The following is an 18,449-nucleotide window of genomic DNA, read 5'->3' as shown; positions in this document are numbered from 1 at the left end:
GTCCCTTTTTACCGATTTTTGTTACTACTCTATTTATAAGCGAAGACTTCACCTAGCTCATCATTATTGGTAAAGGTACAGTGTTGATCGATCAATTCTCCCGTGCCGATATTGATAATCATTCCATGTACCGCAAGATCATTACGCTCTTTCCATGCGTTTTGGATAATCGACGTCGCACAAAGATTGAAAACCTGTTCTTGTACGTTGAGCTCGATTAAGCGATTTACTTTTTTATCATGTTCTTGGATCGCATCGATCTCTGCGCTATGTAAGCGATAGACATCCTTGATATGGCCCAACCAGTTGTCGATAATACCATACTGCTTACGGCTTAAAGATGCCGCAACACCACCGCAGCCATAGTGACCAGCGATAATCACATGTTTTACTTTCAGCACATTCACGGCATAGTCTAATACGGAAAGCATACTCATATCCGAGTGAATGACCATGTTGGCAATATTACGGTGAACGAAAACCTCCCCCGGCTTTGTACCTGTCAATTCATTTGCGGGCACACGGCTATCTGCACAACCGATCCAAAGAATTTCCGGATTTTGACCTTTAGCAAGTTGTTGGAAGCGTCCCGTAGCGTCATTCTTTACGAATTCCATCCACTCTTTATTTCCTTTTATGATATTGTCAAATCCTATTTTTAAATCTTTATTTTCCATATTCTTCTTATTTCACTCTTGCCCAAAGGCATCGTTTCGATTTTATTATAATAATACAAATGTCTAAATTCATTGTTTACTTCAAACAACTTATTTTTTATTGAAATCTGTTCTTGATGTTCAATAATCCTTCCTCTTGTTTCAACCAAGGATTGCTGGTAGAACGATGGAAGGTAATGGCTTACGCGATACGTCGAAAGCCTTTCCCTTATGAGGAGGGTTTTTTATAGACAACCTGCAAAAGCTCGATATCTTTTCCCTTACTTCTCGCGTTCTGCTCAAAATCTTTTATGACTTCGATGACATCCTTGTCTATAAATTTACTGAATGTTCCATCGATGCGGATCTTACTGATCGATTTTGGTAAGCTGTATAATTTCTGTTGGATAGGAACCTTGTTCAAAAAGGATACTTCCTCCGCTAATGTAATGACAGCCTTATCTTCTTCATTGTCTTTTTCAATATTATATTTGAAAGCATTTTTCATATTTGCTCTCAAAATATAGAATGTCGCCACGACAATGCCTATTCCTACACCCATAAGAAGGTCGGTAAACACGATCGCTACAATGGTGACAAAAAATGGAATAAATTGATCTAAGCCTTTTTTGTACATTGAGGTGAATAGACTTGGTTTAGCCAATTTATACCCTGTATGGAGAAGAATAGCCGCTAGGCAGGCCAAAGGAATCATATTCAGCATTGTTGGGATAGCGAGCATAGCAACCAATAGCCACATACCATGCATGATAGCAGACTGTCTCGTTTTTCCACCTGCATTGACGTTTGCTGATGAGCGTACGATAACGGATGTTAAGGGTAGACCGCCTAGAAGTCCACTGGTCATATTACCGATTCCTTGTGCAACGAGTTCACGGTTGGTTGGCGTATTTCTTTTGTAAGGGTCTATTTTATCGACCGCCTCGATGCTCAATAAGGTTTCTAGGCTTGCAATAATTGCAATCGTAAATGCAGCTATCCATACATCTTTGTTGACAATCTGTGTGAAGTCCGGTTGGGTAAATAATCCTGTGAATTCAGCAAAAGAACCGACAATAGGGACCAAAACAAATTGTTTATCATACAATTGAAGCGCTGAGCCGTTGAAAAAATAAGCTAAGCTTACGCCCAGAATCACGACAACCAATGGGGCCGGAACCTTATTAAGCTTTGGAATAGATGGCCAGAAGATGAGGATTGCCAATGATAGTGCACAGATGATCAATGCACCGAAGTTGATCGCGGAGGCGATCGTATCAAAATAGGCGCCAATACCATGTCCATTGTCCATTTCGAAGGCATGTGTTTCCACTAAGCCCAATGCCAAAGGAATCTGCTTCATGATAATTGTGATGCCGATCGCGGCAAGCATACCTACAATGACCGCTGAGGGGAAATAATTGCCGATCATCCCGGCTTTTAATATACCAAGAATGACCTGCACTACACCTGCGATCACGACGGCAAGTAGGAAGGTTTCATATGCGCCCAGGCTCTGAATAGCACCTAGGACAATAACGGTAAGACCAGCAGCTGGCCCACTTACACTGAGTGGTGATTTACTGATTGAAGCGACAACGATTCCACCAATTACACCAGTCAATAATCCTGCAAACAATGGCGCACCAGAGGCCATTGCAATTCCCAAACATAATGGAAGTGCCACCAAAAACACCACAACACTAGCAGGGAAGTCATATTTTAAGTCTCTTTTCGATAGTTTCAGAAAAGCCGACGTACGAGTTCCAAACATAAAATTTGTGTTTATCTATAAATAAAGTTTTCATCAGGCAACCTTTAGTGAGCTGTAGCTTTGTATCGTTATATCGTATGTCCTTCAATAGCATTGACAAAGTGTCTTGCTGAGAAAGCTCAACGATAATATTCAACCGAACTAAAGCAGATCGATTACTTCAGAAAAATCAAGGATACCGCACATGCATTATCTTTTGCATGCGGGTCGATGGAATTACATCCCCGAGGGATGCCTTTATTAACAGTTAGGAGGCGGTGTTGGAACCGTAGGATGGAAAGCTAAAATGCTTTTCTCATTTTTAAGATAATTCTTCTGTTTTCCTTGGTTCTCAACGATAATGGTTTCAAATACAATAGGTTCTTCTGTTTTTGTATTGAAAAATTTTGAGGCGGTTTCAAGTGTATCGTTACTTGCACCGTTATTGTTTTCGATTTCAAGTTGTAAAACGACCTGTAAGATGGTGCTTTGATCTAAGCTGTTGGAAAAAATAGGCGAAATAGAGATGGCCATCTTTGTGAAAAAGATGATAGCGCAAAGGAATGCTGCCACAAATCTAAACCGCTTATTTAACATTTTTTATTACCTTTAATCTTACTGTTTTACATCGTAAAAATAGTAATTCTATGTTAAATTCAAATGAATAGTGCACTAAAAATAAAATTTGGCACGAAATTGTGACGAAGAGATTATTTTTTGAAAAGTTTTCAATTTTTTTTGATTTATAAATATTAAGCCTTTCATATGGCAAATAAAGAACAATTTATTGAGAAGGTCCAGGCCTCCTATAATCCCAAAGGAGCATTTATCTATCTGGGAGCGGGAATGCTCAATGGTGAAATTTTGGCAGAGGCAAAAGTGGATTTGGCCTTGAAAATGATGAACCGTCACGGACTTATTGCCGGGGCGACCGGAACCGGTAAAACGCGTACGCTACAATTGATCGCCGAACAGTTGTCGGATGCCTCTGTACCTGTATTTATGCTGGATGTCAAAGGCGATTTATCGGGCTTAGCAGAACCAGGTGTCACCAATCAGGCCCTTATTGATCGGGGAAACGCTGTGGGCGTGCCGTTTGAGCCGTCGTCATTTCCCGTTGAACTGTATTCACTTTCTGGCAATAAGGGGATTCCCATGCGGATTACAGTAGAAGATTTCGGACCGGTCTTGCTGGGCCGGATCCTGGAGCTCAATGAAACACAAACAGGGGTATTGGCCGCAATGTTTAAATATGCGCAAGATCATCAAATGCCATTGATCGATTTTTCAGATACCAAAAAACTGCTAAGCTACCTTTCAGAAGGACCTGGTAGCGAAGAAATCAAAAGCGATTATGGTAAGATTAGTTCCGCCAGCTCGGGAACTATCCTGCGTAAGATCGTCGCCTTGGAGCAGCAAGGTTTGGCTCATATCTTTGGCGAGAAAGAGTTTGATATCAACGATTTGTTTCAAAAAGTAGATGGTAGGGGGGTGATTAGCCTGTTGAATATTTCCGATGTGCAAGATCAACCCGTACTGTATTCTACATTCTTATTGAGTTTATTGGCACAATTGTTTAAAAATATGCCCGAAGTTGGCGACCTGGATAAACCGAAGCTGGTCTTTTTCTTTGATGAAGCCCATCTGCTGTTCAACGGAGCTCCTAAAGCCTTTTTGACACAGGTGGATCAGATTATTCGTCTTATCCGTTCGAAGGGGATAGGTGTTTTCTTCTGTACACAGTCTCCAACCGATGTACCGGAGTCCGTATTGGCGCAATTGGGAAATCGGGTGCAGCATGCATTGCGTGCCTTTACACCCAACGATGCTGAAAACTTAAAGAAGACAGTCAAAACGTATCCAAAATCTGATTTTTATGAAATTGATCAGATGTTGACCGCTTTGGGGACGGGACAGGCATTGATTACCGTATTGAACGACAAAGGTATTCCTACAGAGGTTGTTGCTACGCATTTGGTACCAGCACGTGCCGTGATGGGGCCTGCAGCTGATGCAACAATCAACCAGATTATCAATCAGTCTGATTTGAAAGCTAAATACCAGGAGCGACAAGAAAATCGTTCTGCAGCTGAAATCATAGATGAGCGAATGCAGGCCGCTGAGCAGGAACAACAACGTGCGGCGCAGGAAAAAGAAGCAGAGAAGGCAAGTCGGCCTTCTTCCAGGAGACAGACGCCTTTGGAGGCTGCACAACGAACTGCGACAACGACGCTAGCACGGGAAGGAGTTAAGTTGTTGGGCAAATTAGCGACGGGTTTATTAAACGCATTTTTAAAAAAGAAATAACAATAATTTTTTGATTCTTTTCGTTTCAATACTATACCTTTGAAGGTGGAGCTGAACTTAGCTAAATTTGCTTTTAAGGGCAAATTTAGCTAAGTTTGCGGACGAAAAGAAAATTCTATTAACGCAATTTAAATATGAGTAAACCAACCCTTTTGATTTTGGCAGCAGGAATGGCTAGCCGGTATGGTTCTTTAAAACAAGTCGACAGTTTTGGCCCACACGGCGAGACAATTATTGACTATTCAATTTACGATGCCATTTGCGCAGGATTTGGAAAAGTTGTATTCATTATTAGGGAGGAGTTCCTAGATAAAATGAAAGAAGTTTTTGATGAAAAATTGAAAGGTAAAATAGAAGTAGATTACGCTTTTCAAGATTTTGACCTAACGAAATTTGGCGTTAACCACGTTATCGAAAGAACTAAACCTTGGGGTACTGCCCATGCGGTGATGAGCGCTAAGGATAAAGTGCATGAACCTTTTTGTGTAATCAATGCAGACGATTTCTATGGCTCGGATTCTTTTCAAAAAATGGCCGAATTCTTAACAACCGAAGTTTCTGATGAGCAAATGTCATTGATGGGCTTCCAGGTTGGAAATACCATGTCTGATTATGGTTATGTTTCACGCGGAGTATGTGAGGTTACCCCTTCTGGACACATGGAAAGTGTAACTGAACGTACAAATATATACTACAAAGGTGAAGGTGACGATCGCAAAATCGTTTATGAAGAGAATGGTGTTGAAACAGACCTAGATCCAAAAACCCGCGTTTCGATGAACTTTTGGGGCTTTACACCAAAGATTTTCGAAGTGGCGCAGGCGATGTTCCCTGCATTTGTTGAGGAAAATAAGGCGAATTTAAAAGCAGAATTTTTCATTCCTTCCGTACCGGATTATATGGTGAAACATAAGTTGGCTGATTTTAAAGTGATCCCAACTTCTTCGAAATGGTTTGGCGTAACTTATAAAGAAGATAAACCTATCGTACAAGAATCGATTTCGAAATTAGTAGCTGATGGAATATATCCTGAAAAGTTATTTTAAGAGCTAAAAGAAATAGCTTATCTTTCACCTGTATTGTCAAGCAATACAGGTTTTTTTTTACCTGTGCGCTAGATTAATTGAGCGGAAATAGATCTTAGATGAAAAAAATTCTTAAGGTGTTTGGTTATATTATTTTAGGATTGTTGTCTTTTTGTGTGCTCTATATTGTTGCTGAATACAGTCTGTCAAGAATTTCGGCTCCAAAGAAGAATATAGACGAAGAGAAGACGATTCAGGTTTTTGTTCAGTCCAATGGTATTCATACCGATATTGTATTGCCTGTCGTTAACGAAGAGATGGATTGGTCGCAACTATTTCCCTATGGGAATACAGTTGGGAAACATAGCGGATATCGGTATGTGGGTATCGGTTGGGGTGATAAAGGATTCTATTTGGACACACCAGAATGGAAGGATTTAAAAGCATCGACGGCCTTTGTTGCTGCCTTTGGATTGGGGGAGTCTGCCATGCATGTGACCTATTACAATTCGGTTCAGCAGGATGAGTTATGTTTTGCTTATCAGATCAGTAGATCCCAATACCGGGATCTGATAAAATATATAGAAGATTCGTTGGATCGAAATCAAGCGGAAACTATTTTGGTGAAAACAGATGCACAGTATGGTGACTCAGACGCTTTTTATGAAGCAAAGGGAGCCTATAGCATGTTTTACTCCTGCAATACCTGGACAAATAATGCCTTAAAGAAGGCAGCTATGCCAGCAGGTATATGGGCGACATTGGACAAAGGAATATTAAGTCACTATAAAAATAAGAAGTAGTTAGAAATACATAAGCAGGATCTCGTTGAATGTGAAGTGAGATAGTGAAAATGATAGCCATAAAAAAAAGCTCCAGGATTAATCCCGGAGCTTTTTTTATGAGGAGGAGTGATTACTTCACTTCTTCGTAATCTACGTCAGTTACATCATCACCACCTTGGTTTCCACCTTGAGCTTGACCTGCATCACCTTGAGGTTGTTGTGCACCACCTTGAGAAGCAGCATACATTTCTTCAGAGGCAGCATTCCAAGCATTTTGCAATTCTTCAGAAGCAGCGTCGATATCAGCAAAGTTTTTCGCTTCGTAAGCAGCTTTTAATTTTGTTAAGCCAGCTTCAATTGGCGCTTTTTTATCTGCTGAAATTTTATCGCCATATTCTTTCAATTGTTTTTCAGTTGAGAAGATTAAAGCGTCAGCTGCATTTACTTTGTCAGCTTCTTCTTTCATTTTTTTGTCAGCATCAGCATTTGCTTCAGCTTCTTCTTTCATGCGTTTGATTTCGTCGTCAGACAAACCTGAAGATGCTTCGATACGGATATTTTGTTCTTTTCCAGTAGCTTTATCTTTTGCAGATACTTTGATGATACCATTCGCATCAATATCAAAAGTAACTTCGATTTGAGGAACGCCACGAGGAGCTGGTGGAATGTCATTCAAATGGAAACGGCCGATTGTACGGTTTTGGTTTGCCATAGGACGTTCACCTTGTAAGATGTGAATTTCTACAGATGGCTGATTGTCTGAAGCAGTAGAGAATGTTTCCGATTTTTTAGTTGGAATTGTTGTATTTGCTTCGATCAATTTAGTCATCACACCACCCATTGTCTCAATACCTAATGAAAGTGGAGTAACATCCAATAATAAAACGTCTTTTACTTCACCTGTCAATACACCACCTTGGATAGCAGCACCTAAAGCTACAACTTCATCCGGGTTTACACCTTTAGAAGGCTCTTTTCCGAAGAATGCTTTTACAGCATCAACGATTGCAGGGATACGAGTAGAACCACCTACTAAGATAATTTCATCAATATCAGATTTGCTGAAACCAGCATTTTTCAATGCAGACTCACAAGGAGCAATTGTTCTCTTGATCAAGTCAGCAGCCAAAGCTTCAAATTTAGCGCGTGATAATGAACGAACTAAGTGTTTTGGACCAGTTGCATCAGCAGTGATATATGGCAAGTTGATTTCAGTAGAAGTTGCGCTTGATAATTCAATTTTCGCTTTCTCAGCTGCTTCTTTCAAACGTTGCAATGCCATTGGGTCTTTTTTCAAGTCAAAGCCATTGTTTTCACTTTTGAATTCTTCGTTCAACCAGTTGATGATTACGTTATCAAAGTCATCACCACCTAAGTGTGTATCACCGTCAGTAGATTTAACTTCAAATACTCCGTCACCTAATTCTAATACCGAAACGTCATGTGTACCACCACCACAGTCAAACACAACAATTTTCATGTCTTTGTGTGCTTTGTCTAAACCGTAAGCTAAAGCTGCAGCTGTAGGTTCGTTGATGATACGTTTTACAGATAAACCAGCGATTTCACCAGCTTCTTTTGTTGCTTGACGTTGTGCGTCGTTGAAATATGCAGGAACTGTAATAACAGCTTCAGTTACTTCTTGACCTAAGAAATCCTCAGCTGTTTTCTTCATTTTTTGAAGAATCATGGCAGAGATCTCTTGTGGTGTATATTTGCGGTCATCAATTTCTACACGAGGTGTATTGTTGTCACCTTTAACGATTTTATAAGGTACGTGTTCAGCTTCTTTCACAGCTTCATCGTATGAAAGACCCATAAAACGTTTGATGGAATAAATAGTTTTATGCGGGTTAGTAATTGCTTGACGCTTTGCTGGATCCCCAACTTTGCGCTCGCCACCTTCTACGAAAGCTACGATCGAAGGAGTTGTACGTTTACCTTCGTTGTTCGTAATTACTACAGGCTCGTTACCTTCCATTACGGCAACACATGAGTTTGTAGTACCTAAGTCAATTCCTATAATTTTAGACATATCTTGTGTTTTAATTTTTTACTTAAATAAATTCTATCAGTCTATTATCAACCCTTATGCCAATCCAAAAGTTTTGTAAAAAAAACACTATTTGTCATCAATTTGTCTTTAGGCACTGCCAAACTGACATTTTCAATACACCAGTTGCTCTAATATCCTTTTTTTTGCTGACTCGTTTTGACGATTACGTGGCATATATCTGCCAAAGATTTCCGAGAATTCGGCAAGTTTCATTTTTTTTGATTTCTTATCCCGCCAATCAGGAGGAACAAGTTTATTGGTATAGGCGATATTTGTAGCCCAATATTGAATGTGCATTTCTGGGATGACAAGACCCAATATCATTCCCGGAAGGCCATGGCTCAAGGCTGGTCCTGCCGATACTGGGATTTCTTCCGAATAGTAGGCAATCAGATAAAGTGAGTCTTTGGTGGCACCGTTGACTCTGCGGCAATTTACACCGGCAATATTGCGGAACTCTTCGGTGAAACGCCAAGTAATGCTGTCCAATGTTTCCGAAAGAATGTATTTTTCGTCGATATCAAGCTGGATGTCTGCTGTACCAGCTTTCAGATCCTGGTAGAGGACCTTGCCATTCTTGTTGGCGCCAGCTCTAAACTGCCCCCTTTGGTTTCCTCCGCTTCGGGCCGCACCCTGAGATCTGCCCCTTCTGCCATTTGCCGAACTTATCGTAGGTGCAGCCATTTTTACTTCAGCACGTTGCTTTTCGGTACCCTCGCTTTCCTCGGGCATCAACAGGGTAGAATTCTCATCAAAGTAGAAGTTTAATTTTTCTGTATGTGAATCCGGTACCTTGTCGAGATATTCCATCATTCCCATACCCCTGTCCATTCCTTTCGAGTTCATGTCGTTGGACATCTGCCGTATGCGTGCTTTTGTGTAGGTAACTTTGTCAAAACTAATGGTACCCCTACTTCCAAAATAGGCGTATTGTGCCTGAAGGGTTAAACCATACAAGCAGCAGATGATTAGTGTTAAATATATCTTTTTAATCATTTCCTTTCCCCAGATATTTGTTGAAATCCCATTTTACACCGACCAAAAAATACTGCGTCAATACCTGTTGAACAGATTCGGAATAGTTGGTGTCACTCGCATTACGGCGTGTGTTGTTGAAGGTGTTGAAAAGGTCAAAGGCCTTTACGCTGAGTGTCATGCTCTCATCTTTCAGTACTTTTTTCTCCAATTCGATATTGGTATAAAATTGATTGATTGATTTCTTATAGAGTTTCGTAGGTCCTGTGTAGCTATAGAAAATGTTGGCCATGATATTAAACTTCTTCGGTAGAAAGTATTTGACATAGGCCGAGGTCCCACCTTGAAAACTTGTTGCGTTGTATTGTGTGTTGATCGAGTTTTGCTGGATATTAAAGCCGGCGTTTGCAGATAGGTCGAAATCGAACCCTTCTGAGTCTTGTTCATTTAAGCTTGAACCTAGGCTAAAGTTGGTATTCTTTGCATTGTTCAGCAGAAACTCGCCGCCGGATTGTCCGCCTTCAAATTTGGTGTAGCTATAGCTGTTGTTAAATCTAACATTTGCACTTTTGTTAAAATTGATACGTCGATTGGCCAAAGGTTGCATATGGTTGATATTCAGACCGCCATTCCAGTTGGATTTGCCAGATAGATTTTCATAAGTACTGATCTGGGCAGAGTTGTCCAGTATGGTTGTTTTGTTGACAATCGGATTATTTACGAAAGATAAGTTTCCGTTGATATTAATATTGGTTCCTTTCAATAAACTGAAAGCATTATAATTGGCCGAAATATTATTGTTCACCGCACGTTTTAGGTCAGGATTACCAACTTGTTGAAACAAAGGGTTGGTCTGAGGTTGCAGCGGTTGTAACTGATCAAAGGATGGAATGATATTCGAACTTTGATAAGCTAAACGTATATTTTTGCTATTTGAAAGACGATAATTCGCATCAACATTTAAATTGTTGTCCCAAAAATTCCGGGCGAGATCGATTGACCTATAACTATCATTTAACTTCTGATTCTTATAGAACGTACGGTTTGAAAAATTGATCTCCAACTTTTCCCTGCGATAGGAAAAATTCACATTAACGCCCTGATTGGTGTTATTGTCAATCTGGTTTTGGGAATAAAGGGAATCAAACTTTTGGGTAATATTGTCTATCGAATTTTGGGTATTTGTATTCTTCGAATGATTGAAGCTATAACCTAAAGCTAGATTGATATAGTCACTGATTCGGTTATTGAAGTTAATTGACGAGTTGAAGTCATTTCCGCTATTCCGTCCGTGCCGGTCTTGGTCAATAATTGTGCTATCTCCTGTTTTGTAGAAATAGGTTCGCGAATAGACTTTGCTGTCTGAATTTGACTCTTTGTGGTTATTCCCGACCATCAGGTTGACAGAACGACCCGCTTTTAACCGTTTTCTATAATTTAACCGAAAATTATTGCTGGAGCTTGAAGAATTGGATTGATTGTTCTCCCTAAAGTCGCTGATCGGATTACCTGATCCGTCGCCCGTTTTGCTGTCTGTATAGGTTAGATTAGCGTTGTTGGCCCAATTGGCATTGGATTGAAGTTCCATAGTTTGCGTGGAATCCAGTCGCATGTTAAGGTTTGACCTTAAACCATGGCTTCGACTATGCCTTTCATTATCGTTTTTGCTGTTTTTTTCCTGAATGGACTCGTCTGGCAGTACATTCTTATTGTAAGTCTCCGAGTGATTCCTGTTGCTGTTGTTGTCGTAACCATAGTTGGCATTGACTTTTAGGGCTTTTTTGAAGAACTGATTTTCATAATTGGCACCAAGGTTGGTGTTCAGTGGTGCGCCCGTAATTTGGTTGTTCATGCGTAGAGAGCCTTCACGACCGCTTGAACTGCCCATGTTGTTGTGACTCGCGGTGATGCCAATCCGCTCGGTCTTATTAAATTTGGCCGCAAAGAGATTTCCCGCATACAATTCTTTTGATCCAGCCAATGCTTCCATGTTTCCAAAGACACCCTTTCTTGCTTTTTCCTTCAGTACTACGTTAACAGTTTGGATCCTTACTCCGTCATCGATGCCCGACAGCTCCGCCTCCTCCGATTTTTTCTCATAGAGCTGTACCTTGTCAACGGCATCTGCCCGTACATTTCGAATGGCTATTTTAGGATCATAACCAAAAAATTCTTCCCCATCAATAAAAACCTTCTGTACTGATTTCCCTTGAGCAGTGATACTTCCATCTCCCGTAACCGTAAAACCGGGTAGACGGCGTAGTAAATCTTCTAATTTCGCATTTTTTTCTGTTGCAAAACTCGCCGCATCATATTCGATGGTGTCGCCTTTCAGTGTAATTGGAAGACGTCGGGTGACAATCACCTCCTGCAAAACATTTCTTTGGGAATTTATTTTGATATCATGCAGATCGAGATCTTTGTCTGCAATTTGGATCGTATCACTATATAGTTCAAACTTGGGGTACGTGGCCAAAATAATATAGCTCCCGGGTTTGATATTTTTGACCTGGAATTTTCCCTCTTCATTGGCTCGGTTAAAATAACGGAGGACTGAATCTCGGTTCAGTAAAATAATGGAAGCATTGGTCAGGGGCTTGTCATCCGCCTTGTCTAGAATCCTCCCCTTGATGTTTATTTGGGAGTAAGCACTGTTGATGACGATAAATAGTAAAAGTATTAATTGAACTAATCTTTTCATGTACGGGTTGTATCTTTCAAAGATAATTTACTTAATCGTTAATAAATGTAAAACATCTCTTCTGAATGTAAAATCTTTGGTATATAATGTAGAGGAAATCATATTTTTTCTTGCTATACATGTACTTTTTGAGCATCATTTTTTTTTATTGCATTCAATACAGATTGTTGGCGGAAGGTTGTTTGAGAAAGTTGGAAGTAAAATTTACCTTTGCACAAAATTGGTATTATGACGTTTGAAAATTACTTACAACAATTCGAAGATATCTTAAATCATCCTGAGAATCACCCTACCTATCAAGATGATGAATATTATCAGTACACAAAAATGAACTGGACAAGAATGGGCCGTTGGTTAAAACGCTTTGAACCAACGTCGACTTTTGAACAATTTGTGGAGTCAATTACTGAAAAGCAACAATGGATCATTATTACTGAACCTTGGTGCGGGGATGCAGCGCATTCGGTGCCTATGTTGGCGAAGATGGCCTCAAAAAATTCCAATATCACGGTGGATATCCAACTGCGTGACAGCGCTCCGTTTCTGATCGATTCTTATTTAACCAACGGAGGTAAATCTATTCCAATTCTAGTGATACGTAATGAACAGGGGCAGGATTTGGTTGTCTGGGGCCCAAGACCTCAAGCCTGCCAGGAGCTGTTTTTGAATATGAAAGCGCAAGGGGCAGATTTCTCCGAAATCAAAGAGGAGATTCAAAAGTGGTACAATGCCGATAAAGGAACCGAAATCCAAAAGGAAATCCAGGCCTTGCTAGACAAATAAGAAAAAATTCATCTTTATAAAAGACTGGCAATTTTTAAGTTTAACCGGATAATCATCTCAGGTGTAGACCTGGTCTTTCCTGAGCATGGTTTGAAAAAGTGAAAGAATTCGCTGTAACAATCCGCGTTTAACTTCGGTATATGTAAGCCTATTTCAGTATAATATAGAGCTGGAAGTTTCCCAGACTGTTGAGCCAGAAGACACTGGGGTGAAAAATGAGCAGGATCTCAGGGATGAACTCTTCCAGGCGAACCTCAAAATTACTGCCCTGGAGATGTTGATCAAAAAAGCGGAGGAGCTCCATGGGGCTGATTTTGTAAAAAAGTCTGGGGCCAAATCGTCCAAGAAATGAAGTCGTGTTACCAGAATGTTTCGGTCTCCAGACTTTGTGGACTATTTGGCAGAACAAGGCAATCCTACTATAAATATATGGGCAGAGAACAGGAATACTCCGTTCGCAGCGGGCTTGTGCTGGCGCGGGTACGTGAAATTCGGAAGGACTCCCATCGCATGGGTACCCTTAAACTCCGCAGCATATTGGTCAAAGAAATGGGTAGTGCGATGGTTGGACTGGGAAGGGACGCTTTCTTCAGACTGTTGCGCGAAAATGACCTTTTGGTCAAATGCAAACGCAGGTATGCCATCACCACCCAGTCCGACCACCGTTTCAAAAAGTGGCCCGACCTTGTGCAGCGCAGGCAGGCCCTGCGTCCCGAGCAGATATGGGTAAGTGACATCACCTACATCCGCATCCGGGACAAATGGATCTACCTGTGCCTGGTCACAGATGCCTATTCCCGAAAGATCGTGGGCTACAAACTTACGCACAGGCCAACAGCACAGGCCTGTATATCAGCGCTCAGGATGGCAATATCACATAGAATGTATCCACAGAGCGATCTGACCCACCACTCCGATCGCGGCATCCAGTATTGCAGTACAAATTATGTCACTATATTGCAGGAAAATAGGATTACAATAAGCATGACACAATCCGGAAGCCCGTACGACAATGCCGTGGCAGAAAGGCTAAATGGCATCCTAAAAAGCGAATATCGCATGGCTGAGACCTTTCCAGACTACAAAACGGCACTTGCACAGCTGGTCAAGGCAGTCAATATATACAATCATTTTAGGCCACATATGTCCTGCAATATGATGTCTCCCCAGCAGGCACATCAGCAATTGCAGAACCAAAAAGTTCCCAAAATGTTTCAAAGACGTAACGCTGAGTCAAAAAAAGTTCCGCAGCAAAACTAGGGAAACTGTGGTTAGGGAAAGGACAACCGATAACAGTCAGAAAACGGACAATGACAACCAAATCCAGTAGAAAAAATAGGATGTAAAATCTATATAGTAATCTGTTCGGTAAATGTAAACCTATTTCAGTATAAGACATTCTGCCTTTTAACGCTGTTTGTTCGGTGCTTCCTCGGTACTTGTTCGGTACTCATTCGGAGCTTCTTCGGCTTGTAACCGAAGAAGCTCCGAATGAGTACCGCTTCATATCCGTCGATAATTCCTATAAAGACCGAAGTTGTCCTATACTTTTCATTGTCTAAGTCCAGTTTGTTCCGCATTTGTTTTTCTCAGTATCCATATCGCTTTATTGCCAATAGGTTTAATATCGTCTTTGCTAAAGATTAAAAGATTTTAAGGAAAACGATCCGCTGTTTTTGTTAGCTTTATATGAATTATTGTCCATTTTATGAAGGGCATTCAGATTAACTTAAAGGATAACTAAAACAAAAAAATATGAACATTGAAGATCTGAGAGAATATTGTTTGTCTATTGGGCCAGTTATGGAGGAGACGCCATTTGGTCCGGATACACTGGTATTTAAGGTAGGTGGCAAGATTTTTTTATTGGTGGGACTGGATCAGGTTGATGAGCTTCGGTTTAATGTGAAGTGTAATCCGGAGTGGGCAATCGAACTGCGTGAAAGGCATGAACACACAGTGCTTCCGGGGTATCATATGAATAAAAAGCATTGGAATACCATTATTGCTAATCGGGAACTTGATGATAGAAAGCTTGAAGAGTTAATTTTGCATAGCTATCAACTTATTGTCGAAAGCCTGCCTGTGAAGATTAGACAAGAAATAAGTGGGCGCTAAGTGTGGTTTACGTGTAAAGAATTAGTTGCTTGGTGCATAAAAGGTATTAAAAGGGCTGTTTTTGGAGCGAGGAATGGTAGCTTTGCTAACTCGATGTATCGCTCAATAACATCGATCATTAAATTTACACTAAATATTATTTTTATGAAACGAACACGAAATTACTCGTGGGTAATCTGTTTTATGCTTCTTTTCAGTTTGGGAAGTTGTATAAAGGAAGAAGCGCTAAATATGGAAGCGGATATTGTCGGTGTTCATGCCGATGAAGATGTCTTCTTGCTGAACCCGGTCATCTCAAATACGCAAGTTACACTTTATCTTCAGCCCAATATTCATGATCTTACCAAGTTGAATATGACTTTTGACCTGACTCCTGGTGCCTCGATTGAGCTTTTGAAGGATTCTTTGAAAATGCCGGTCGGAACTCAGGATATGAATAAAGTAATTGTTGATGAATTGCTAAAAAACGGCGTATATTATAAAGTTACGTCCGAAGATCATCAGTTTACAAAGAACTACCTGATTAAAATTGTGAAAACAGATGGTGGATTTGTTCCAACAGAATATGGCTTTGAAGATACGGCGATCGATAAAGATGATAAATACACCATATTTTACAATAAAATTGATGGCCAGGATTTCTATAATTGGGCTTCCGGAAATCCAAGTTTCTCCTTGACATTGAGCTTGGGAGGAGGTACAAAGGAGCCCGAGTCATATCCTACTAAAACGAGTTCGGATGCACATTCAGGATCGAAAGCGGCTTTATTGGAAACGAAGTTGACCGGTGCTTTTGGGGCGATGTTCAAGAAACCTATTGCTGCGGGAAATCTTTTTATAGGAGCGTTTGATACGGGACCTGTATTGACAGATCCACTTTCGGCAACGCAGTTTGGTCTTCCTTTCAATCAGATACCGTTGGTTTTGGAAGGTTACTATAAATATAGTCCTGGCGCGACGGTGACGGACGAAAACATGAAGCCGGTCAATACCAAAGATTCCTGTGATATCTATGCGGTTTTTTATAATCGCAAGCAGCTGATGGATTCGGAGCCTGATCCGAAGAAGAAAGTTTCCTATTTGACCGGACATAATATTTTGAAAGATCCAAGTATAGTGGCTATAGCCAGGCTGGAAAATGGTGGCGCAACAGCGACCAATGGTTTTGTCAAGTTTACATTGCCATTTAAGTACACGGCGAAAGTAAATGATGCTGACGTTGCCAATTTGGATTATAGCATTGCTATTGTGATGTCTTCGAGTAAATATGGTGATAATTTTATTGGTGCTGTCGGTAGTAAGTTAACGGTGGATGATCTCAAAATTGTAACGAAGAAATAATGAAAATGATAAAATATACAATCGCAGTGGCTGCGATGGTTTTGATAGGGTCTGTTGCAAATGCGCAGGAAAATACATCGGGTGAAAGTAAATTAGGTTTTGATGTGATGGTTGGCGGTAAGATCGGCGGAGCCGCACCGCTTTCACTGCCACGTGAAATCCGAAAAATTAAAAGCTATAATCCGAATGTTCCCTTTTTTGTCGGAGCAAGGGCAAACTATCGTATTGATCCCAAATGGGGAGTATCTTTGGGTCTCGTCTTCGAAGGAAAGGGAATGGATACGAAAGCGACTGTTAAAGGATACAAGACGACATTCAATGCTGTGAATGATGCAAAAGAGGAGCTGAGAGGTTATTATACGGGTGATATTACAACCAAAGTGCATAATCTGTATCTGTCTGTGCCGATTCAAGCGACTTATCAGCTTTCAAATCGTTGGAATGTGCAGGCAGGACCTTATATTTCTTTTGCGGTAAAAAAGGAATTCTATGGCGAGGCTTACAATGGCTATCTTAGACATGAAGAACCTACTGGAAATAAAATTGTTGTGGATAATGCCGATTATGATTTCTCGGAAAGTGTTAGGAGTATTGATGTTGGTATGAGTTTGGGAGCCCATTATGCTATCGACAAAAGATTTTTTGCGTTGGCACAGTTGGATTATGGCTTCAATAATATTATGAAAACCGGATTTGAAAGTATTAGTTTTGGACTGCATAATATCTTTATGAATGTCGGTATAGGATATAAATTGAAATAGTTTAGCGAGCTATAAAAAGAAATGGCCGATCTCAGGATCGGCCATTTCTTTTTTATATGTTGTTATGTTCATTTAAATGATGCGGAGTTTTACATTTTTAATCCGATTTCTCTCAAACGTTCATCCAGGTACTGACCAGCGGTATAATCTTCGTAGACCTTTGGGTGTTCCGCATCGATGCAGGAATCCAATGAAGCCAGACTCATGGTGGATTTTGGATGTAAAAAGAATGGAATAGAAAAACGGGAAGTGCCCATTTTTTCACGCGGCGGGTTTACAACACGATGCGTAGTCGATTTCAACTTATTGTTTGTTAACCGTTGCAGCATATCCCCCACATTGATGACAATATCTTCACCTTTGGCTTTGATAGGGAACCATTCTCCGTCTTTTGTCAATACTTCAAGTCCATCTGCACTGGCACCAATCAATAAGGTGATGAGGTTAATATCTTCGTGTGCTCCTGCACGTACTGCATCAGGAGCTAAAGCGTCAGGATCGCTGATTGGAAAATAGTGTATTGCACGTAGAATAGAATTACCATTGATAACATATTTTTCAAAGTAATCTTCTTCCAGATCAAGGTAGGTAGCAATCGCTTTTAATAAGTCCCGGCCTGTATCTTCCAATTTTTTATAGACCTCCGCTGTCACACCATTAAAACGAGGTATTTCAGCCACTTCAGGATTGTCCGGAAAATCAGCTTTGGAGTATTCTTCACCAACGATCGTTTGACCGCGTTGCCAAAATTCCTTTAAATCAGGAGTCTTCGCATCTTTCGCTTTTTCTCTTCCTTTTGCTGTATAGCCACGTTGACCTGCAAGTTCTGGAAATTCATATTTTTCCTTCGTCTCGGTCGGCAAACCAAAAAACTCAGGAACTACCTGATATAATTCTTCAATCAGCTCTTTTGATAAGCCATGATTTGCAATCGTTACAAAGCCCGTTTCGTTAAAAGCCTTGCCAATATCTTGGATGAATTGATTTCGTTGTTCTTGGGTTCCTTGAGTATAATGTAGCAAGTCCAAGCGAGGTATGTTTACTAAAGCCATACGGTGTTGATGTTTGTTCAGGACAAAGTTAACGGAATTAATTTTGATTATTAAACAGGGGCTGTTAATAAAAGTTTTATGTTTTGTTTTATTTAGTTGTATTTCAGTGCTTAAAAGTTTTCCACATTTTCTATTA

Annotated in this window: 16 protein-coding genes; 9 read left to right on the top strand and 7 right to left on the bottom strand. The window is 40.4% G+C overall.

Features of this window, described 5'->3' with window-relative positions:
* Nucleotides 1-29: 29 nt before the first annotated feature.
* The 3 genes from BV902_RS26420 to BV902_RS26410 form a co-directional block, all read right to left on the bottom strand.
* The gene (locus BV902_RS26420; RefSeq protein ID WP_075994442.1) at nucleotides 30-677 is read right to left on the bottom strand and encodes a carbonic anhydrase; all 648 of its coding nucleotides are present in this window, start codon (nucleotides 675-677) and stop codon (nucleotides 30-32) included.
* Between the two features lie 208 nt (nucleotides 678-885).
* The gene (locus BV902_RS26415) at nucleotides 886-2,430 is read right to left on the bottom strand and encodes a SulP family inorganic anion transporter (RefSeq protein WP_075994441.1); all 1,545 of its coding nucleotides are present in this window, start codon (nucleotides 2,428-2,430) and stop codon (nucleotides 886-888) included.
* 240 nt (nucleotides 2,431-2,670) lie between these two features.
* Complete coding sequence (locus BV902_RS26410; protein ID WP_232475633.1) at nucleotides 2,671-3,006, bottom strand: hypothetical protein; 336 nt, start codon at nucleotides 3,004-3,006, stop codon at nucleotides 2,671-2,673.
* Nucleotides 3,007-3,174: 168 nt separating this feature from the next.
* On the opposite strand from BV902_RS26410, the gene BV902_RS26405 reads away from it, so the two are divergent.
* The 3 genes from BV902_RS26405 to BV902_RS26395 all read left to right on the top strand — a co-directional run bounded on the left by BV902_RS26405 (nucleotide 3,175) and on the right by BV902_RS26395 (nucleotide 6,544).
* The gene (locus BV902_RS26405; RefSeq protein WP_075994439.1) at nucleotides 3,175-4,716 is read left to right on the top strand and encodes a helicase HerA-like domain-containing protein; all 1,542 of its coding nucleotides are present in this window, start codon (nucleotides 3,175-3,177) and stop codon (nucleotides 4,714-4,716) included.
* Between the two features lie 134 nt (nucleotides 4,717-4,850).
* Nucleotides 4,851-5,762, top strand: a complete 912-nt coding sequence (locus BV902_RS26400) for a sugar phosphate nucleotidyltransferase (protein WP_075994438.1) — start codon at nucleotides 4,851-4,853, stop codon at nucleotides 5,760-5,762.
* A gap of 98 nt (nucleotides 5,763-5,860) precedes the next feature.
* The gene (locus BV902_RS26395) at nucleotides 5,861-6,544 is read left to right on the top strand and encodes a TIGR02117 family protein (RefSeq protein ID WP_075994437.1); all 684 of its coding nucleotides are present in this window, start codon (nucleotides 5,861-5,863) and stop codon (nucleotides 6,542-6,544) included.
* A 112-nt stretch (nucleotides 6,545-6,656) separates the two neighbouring features.
* Here BV902_RS26395 and dnaK read toward each other — a convergent pair whose 3' ends face one another.
* The 3 genes from dnaK to BV902_RS26380 all read right to left on the bottom strand — a co-directional run bounded on the left by dnaK (nucleotide 6,657) and on the right by BV902_RS26380 (nucleotide 12,258).
* Nucleotides 6,657-8,561: a molecular chaperone DnaK gene (dnaK, locus tag BV902_RS26390; RefSeq protein ID WP_075994436.1), complete on the bottom strand. Its 1,905-nt coding sequence runs from the start codon at nucleotides 8,559-8,561 to the stop codon at nucleotides 6,657-6,659.
* A 132-nt stretch (nucleotides 8,562-8,693) separates the two neighbouring features.
* Nucleotides 8,694-9,578: a GLPGLI family protein gene (locus BV902_RS26385; RefSeq protein ID WP_075994435.1), complete on the bottom strand. Its 885-nt coding sequence runs from the start codon at nucleotides 9,576-9,578 to the stop codon at nucleotides 8,694-8,696.
* Nucleotides 9,571-12,258 (bottom strand): TonB-dependent receptor, encoded by a 2,688-nt coding sequence (locus tag BV902_RS26380; protein WP_075994434.1) that lies wholly within the window; start codon nucleotides 12,256-12,258, stop codon nucleotides 9,571-9,573. Before BV902_RS26380 ends, BV902_RS26385 begins: the two co-directional genes overlap by 8 nt.
* 228 nt (nucleotides 12,259-12,486) lie before the next feature.
* On the opposite strand from BV902_RS26380, the gene BV902_RS26370 reads away from it, so the two are divergent.
* The 6 genes from BV902_RS26370 to BV902_RS26350 all read left to right on the top strand — a co-directional run bounded on the left by BV902_RS26370 (nucleotide 12,487) and on the right by BV902_RS26350 (nucleotide 17,261).
* Nucleotides 12,487-13,041, top strand: coding sequence for a thioredoxin family protein (locus tag BV902_RS26370; RefSeq protein WP_075994432.1), 555 nt, complete (start codon nucleotides 12,487-12,489; stop codon nucleotides 13,039-13,041).
* Between the two features lie 208 nt (nucleotides 13,042-13,249).
* On the top strand, nucleotides 13,250-13,393 hold the full coding sequence (locus BV902_RS27505; protein ID WP_157626251.1) for a hypothetical protein: 144 nt from the start codon (nucleotides 13,250-13,252) through the stop codon (nucleotides 13,391-13,393).
* Entirely contained in the window at nucleotides 13,390-14,301 is a 912-nt protein-coding gene (locus BV902_RS26365; RefSeq protein ID WP_075993756.1) for an IS3 family transposase, read from the top strand. The genes BV902_RS27505 and BV902_RS26365 overlap by 4 nt, the downstream gene beginning before the upstream one ends.
* A 495-nt stretch (nucleotides 14,302-14,796) precedes the next feature.
* Entirely contained in the window at nucleotides 14,797-15,159 is a 363-nt protein-coding gene (locus BV902_RS26360) for an MmcQ/YjbR family DNA-binding protein (protein WP_075994431.1), read from the top strand.
* 144 nt (nucleotides 15,160-15,303) lie between these two features.
* The gene (locus BV902_RS26355; RefSeq protein ID WP_075995003.1) at nucleotides 15,304-16,500 is read left to right on the top strand and encodes a PCMD domain-containing protein; all 1,197 of its coding nucleotides are present in this window, start codon (nucleotides 15,304-15,306) and stop codon (nucleotides 16,498-16,500) included.
* Between the two features lie 5 nt (nucleotides 16,501-16,505).
* Complete coding sequence (locus BV902_RS26350; RefSeq protein ID WP_237241871.1) at nucleotides 16,506-17,261, top strand: porin family protein; 756 nt, start codon at nucleotides 16,506-16,508, stop codon at nucleotides 17,259-17,261.
* Nucleotides 17,262-17,350: 89 nt separating this feature from the next.
* Here BV902_RS26350 and BV902_RS26345 read toward each other — a convergent pair whose 3' ends face one another.
* Nucleotides 17,351-18,313, bottom strand: coding sequence for an isopenicillin N synthase family dioxygenase (locus BV902_RS26345; RefSeq protein WP_075994429.1), 963 nt, complete (start codon nucleotides 18,311-18,313; stop codon nucleotides 17,351-17,353).
* Between the last annotated feature and the right edge of the window lie 136 nt (nucleotides 18,314-18,449).

The sequence above is a fragment of the Sphingobacterium sp. B29 genome (assembly GCF_001952815.1).
Taxonomy (GTDB): Bacteria; Bacteroidota; Bacteroidia; order Sphingobacteriales; family Sphingobacteriaceae; genus Sphingobacterium; species Sphingobacterium siyangense.
Note: the sequence above shows the minus strand (reverse complement) of the source record. Positions and strands in the feature narration are given on the sequence as shown.

Excerpts from the sequence above, each read along its gene's own strand:
- BV902_RS26420 (WP_075994442.1), bottom strand. The coding sequence starts at position 677 with ATGGAAAATAAAGATTTAAAAATAGGATTTGACAATATCATAAAAGGA.
- BV902_RS26415 (WP_075994441.1), bottom strand. The coding sequence starts at position 2,430 with ATGTTTGGAACTCGTACGTCGGCTTTTCTGAAACTATCGAAAAGAGAC.
- BV902_RS26410 (WP_232475633.1), bottom strand. The coding sequence starts at position 3,006 with ATGTTAAATAAGCGGTTTAGATTTGTGGCAGCATTCCTTTGCGCTATC.
- BV902_RS26405 (WP_075994439.1), top strand. The coding sequence starts at position 3,175 with ATGGCAAATAAAGAACAATTTATTGAGAAGGTCCAGGCCTCCTATAAT.
- BV902_RS26400 (WP_075994438.1), top strand. The coding sequence starts at position 4,851 with ATGAGTAAACCAACCCTTTTGATTTTGGCAGCAGGAATGGCTAGCCGG.
- BV902_RS26395 (WP_075994437.1), top strand. The coding sequence starts at position 5,861 with ATGAAAAAAATTCTTAAGGTGTTTGGTTATATTATTTTAGGATTGTTG.
- dnaK (WP_075994436.1), bottom strand. The coding sequence starts at position 8,561 with ATGTCTAAAATTATAGGAATTGACTTAGGTACTACAAACTCATGTGTT.
- BV902_RS26385 (WP_075994435.1), bottom strand. The coding sequence starts at position 9,578 with ATGATTAAAAAGATATATTTAACACTAATCATCTGCTGCTTGTATGGT.
- BV902_RS26380 (WP_075994434.1), bottom strand. The coding sequence starts at position 12,258 with ATGAAAAGATTAGTTCAATTAATACTTTTACTATTTATCGTCATCAAC.
- BV902_RS26370 (WP_075994432.1), top strand. The coding sequence starts at position 12,487 with ATGACGTTTGAAAATTACTTACAACAATTCGAAGATATCTTAAATCAT.
- BV902_RS26365 (WP_075993756.1), top strand. The coding sequence starts at position 13,390 with ATGAAGTCGTGTTACCAGAATGTTTCGGTCTCCAGACTTTGTGGACTA.
- BV902_RS26360 (WP_075994431.1), top strand. The coding sequence starts at position 14,797 with ATGAACATTGAAGATCTGAGAGAATATTGTTTGTCTATTGGGCCAGTT.
- BV902_RS26355 (WP_075995003.1), top strand. The coding sequence starts at position 15,304 with ATGAAACGAACACGAAATTACTCGTGGGTAATCTGTTTTATGCTTCTT.
- BV902_RS26350 (WP_237241871.1), top strand. The coding sequence starts at position 16,506 with ATGATAAAATATACAATCGCAGTGGCTGCGATGGTTTTGATAGGGTCT.
- BV902_RS26345 (WP_075994429.1), bottom strand. The coding sequence starts at position 18,313 with ATGGCTTTAGTAAACATACCTCGCTTGGACTTGCTACATTATACTCAA.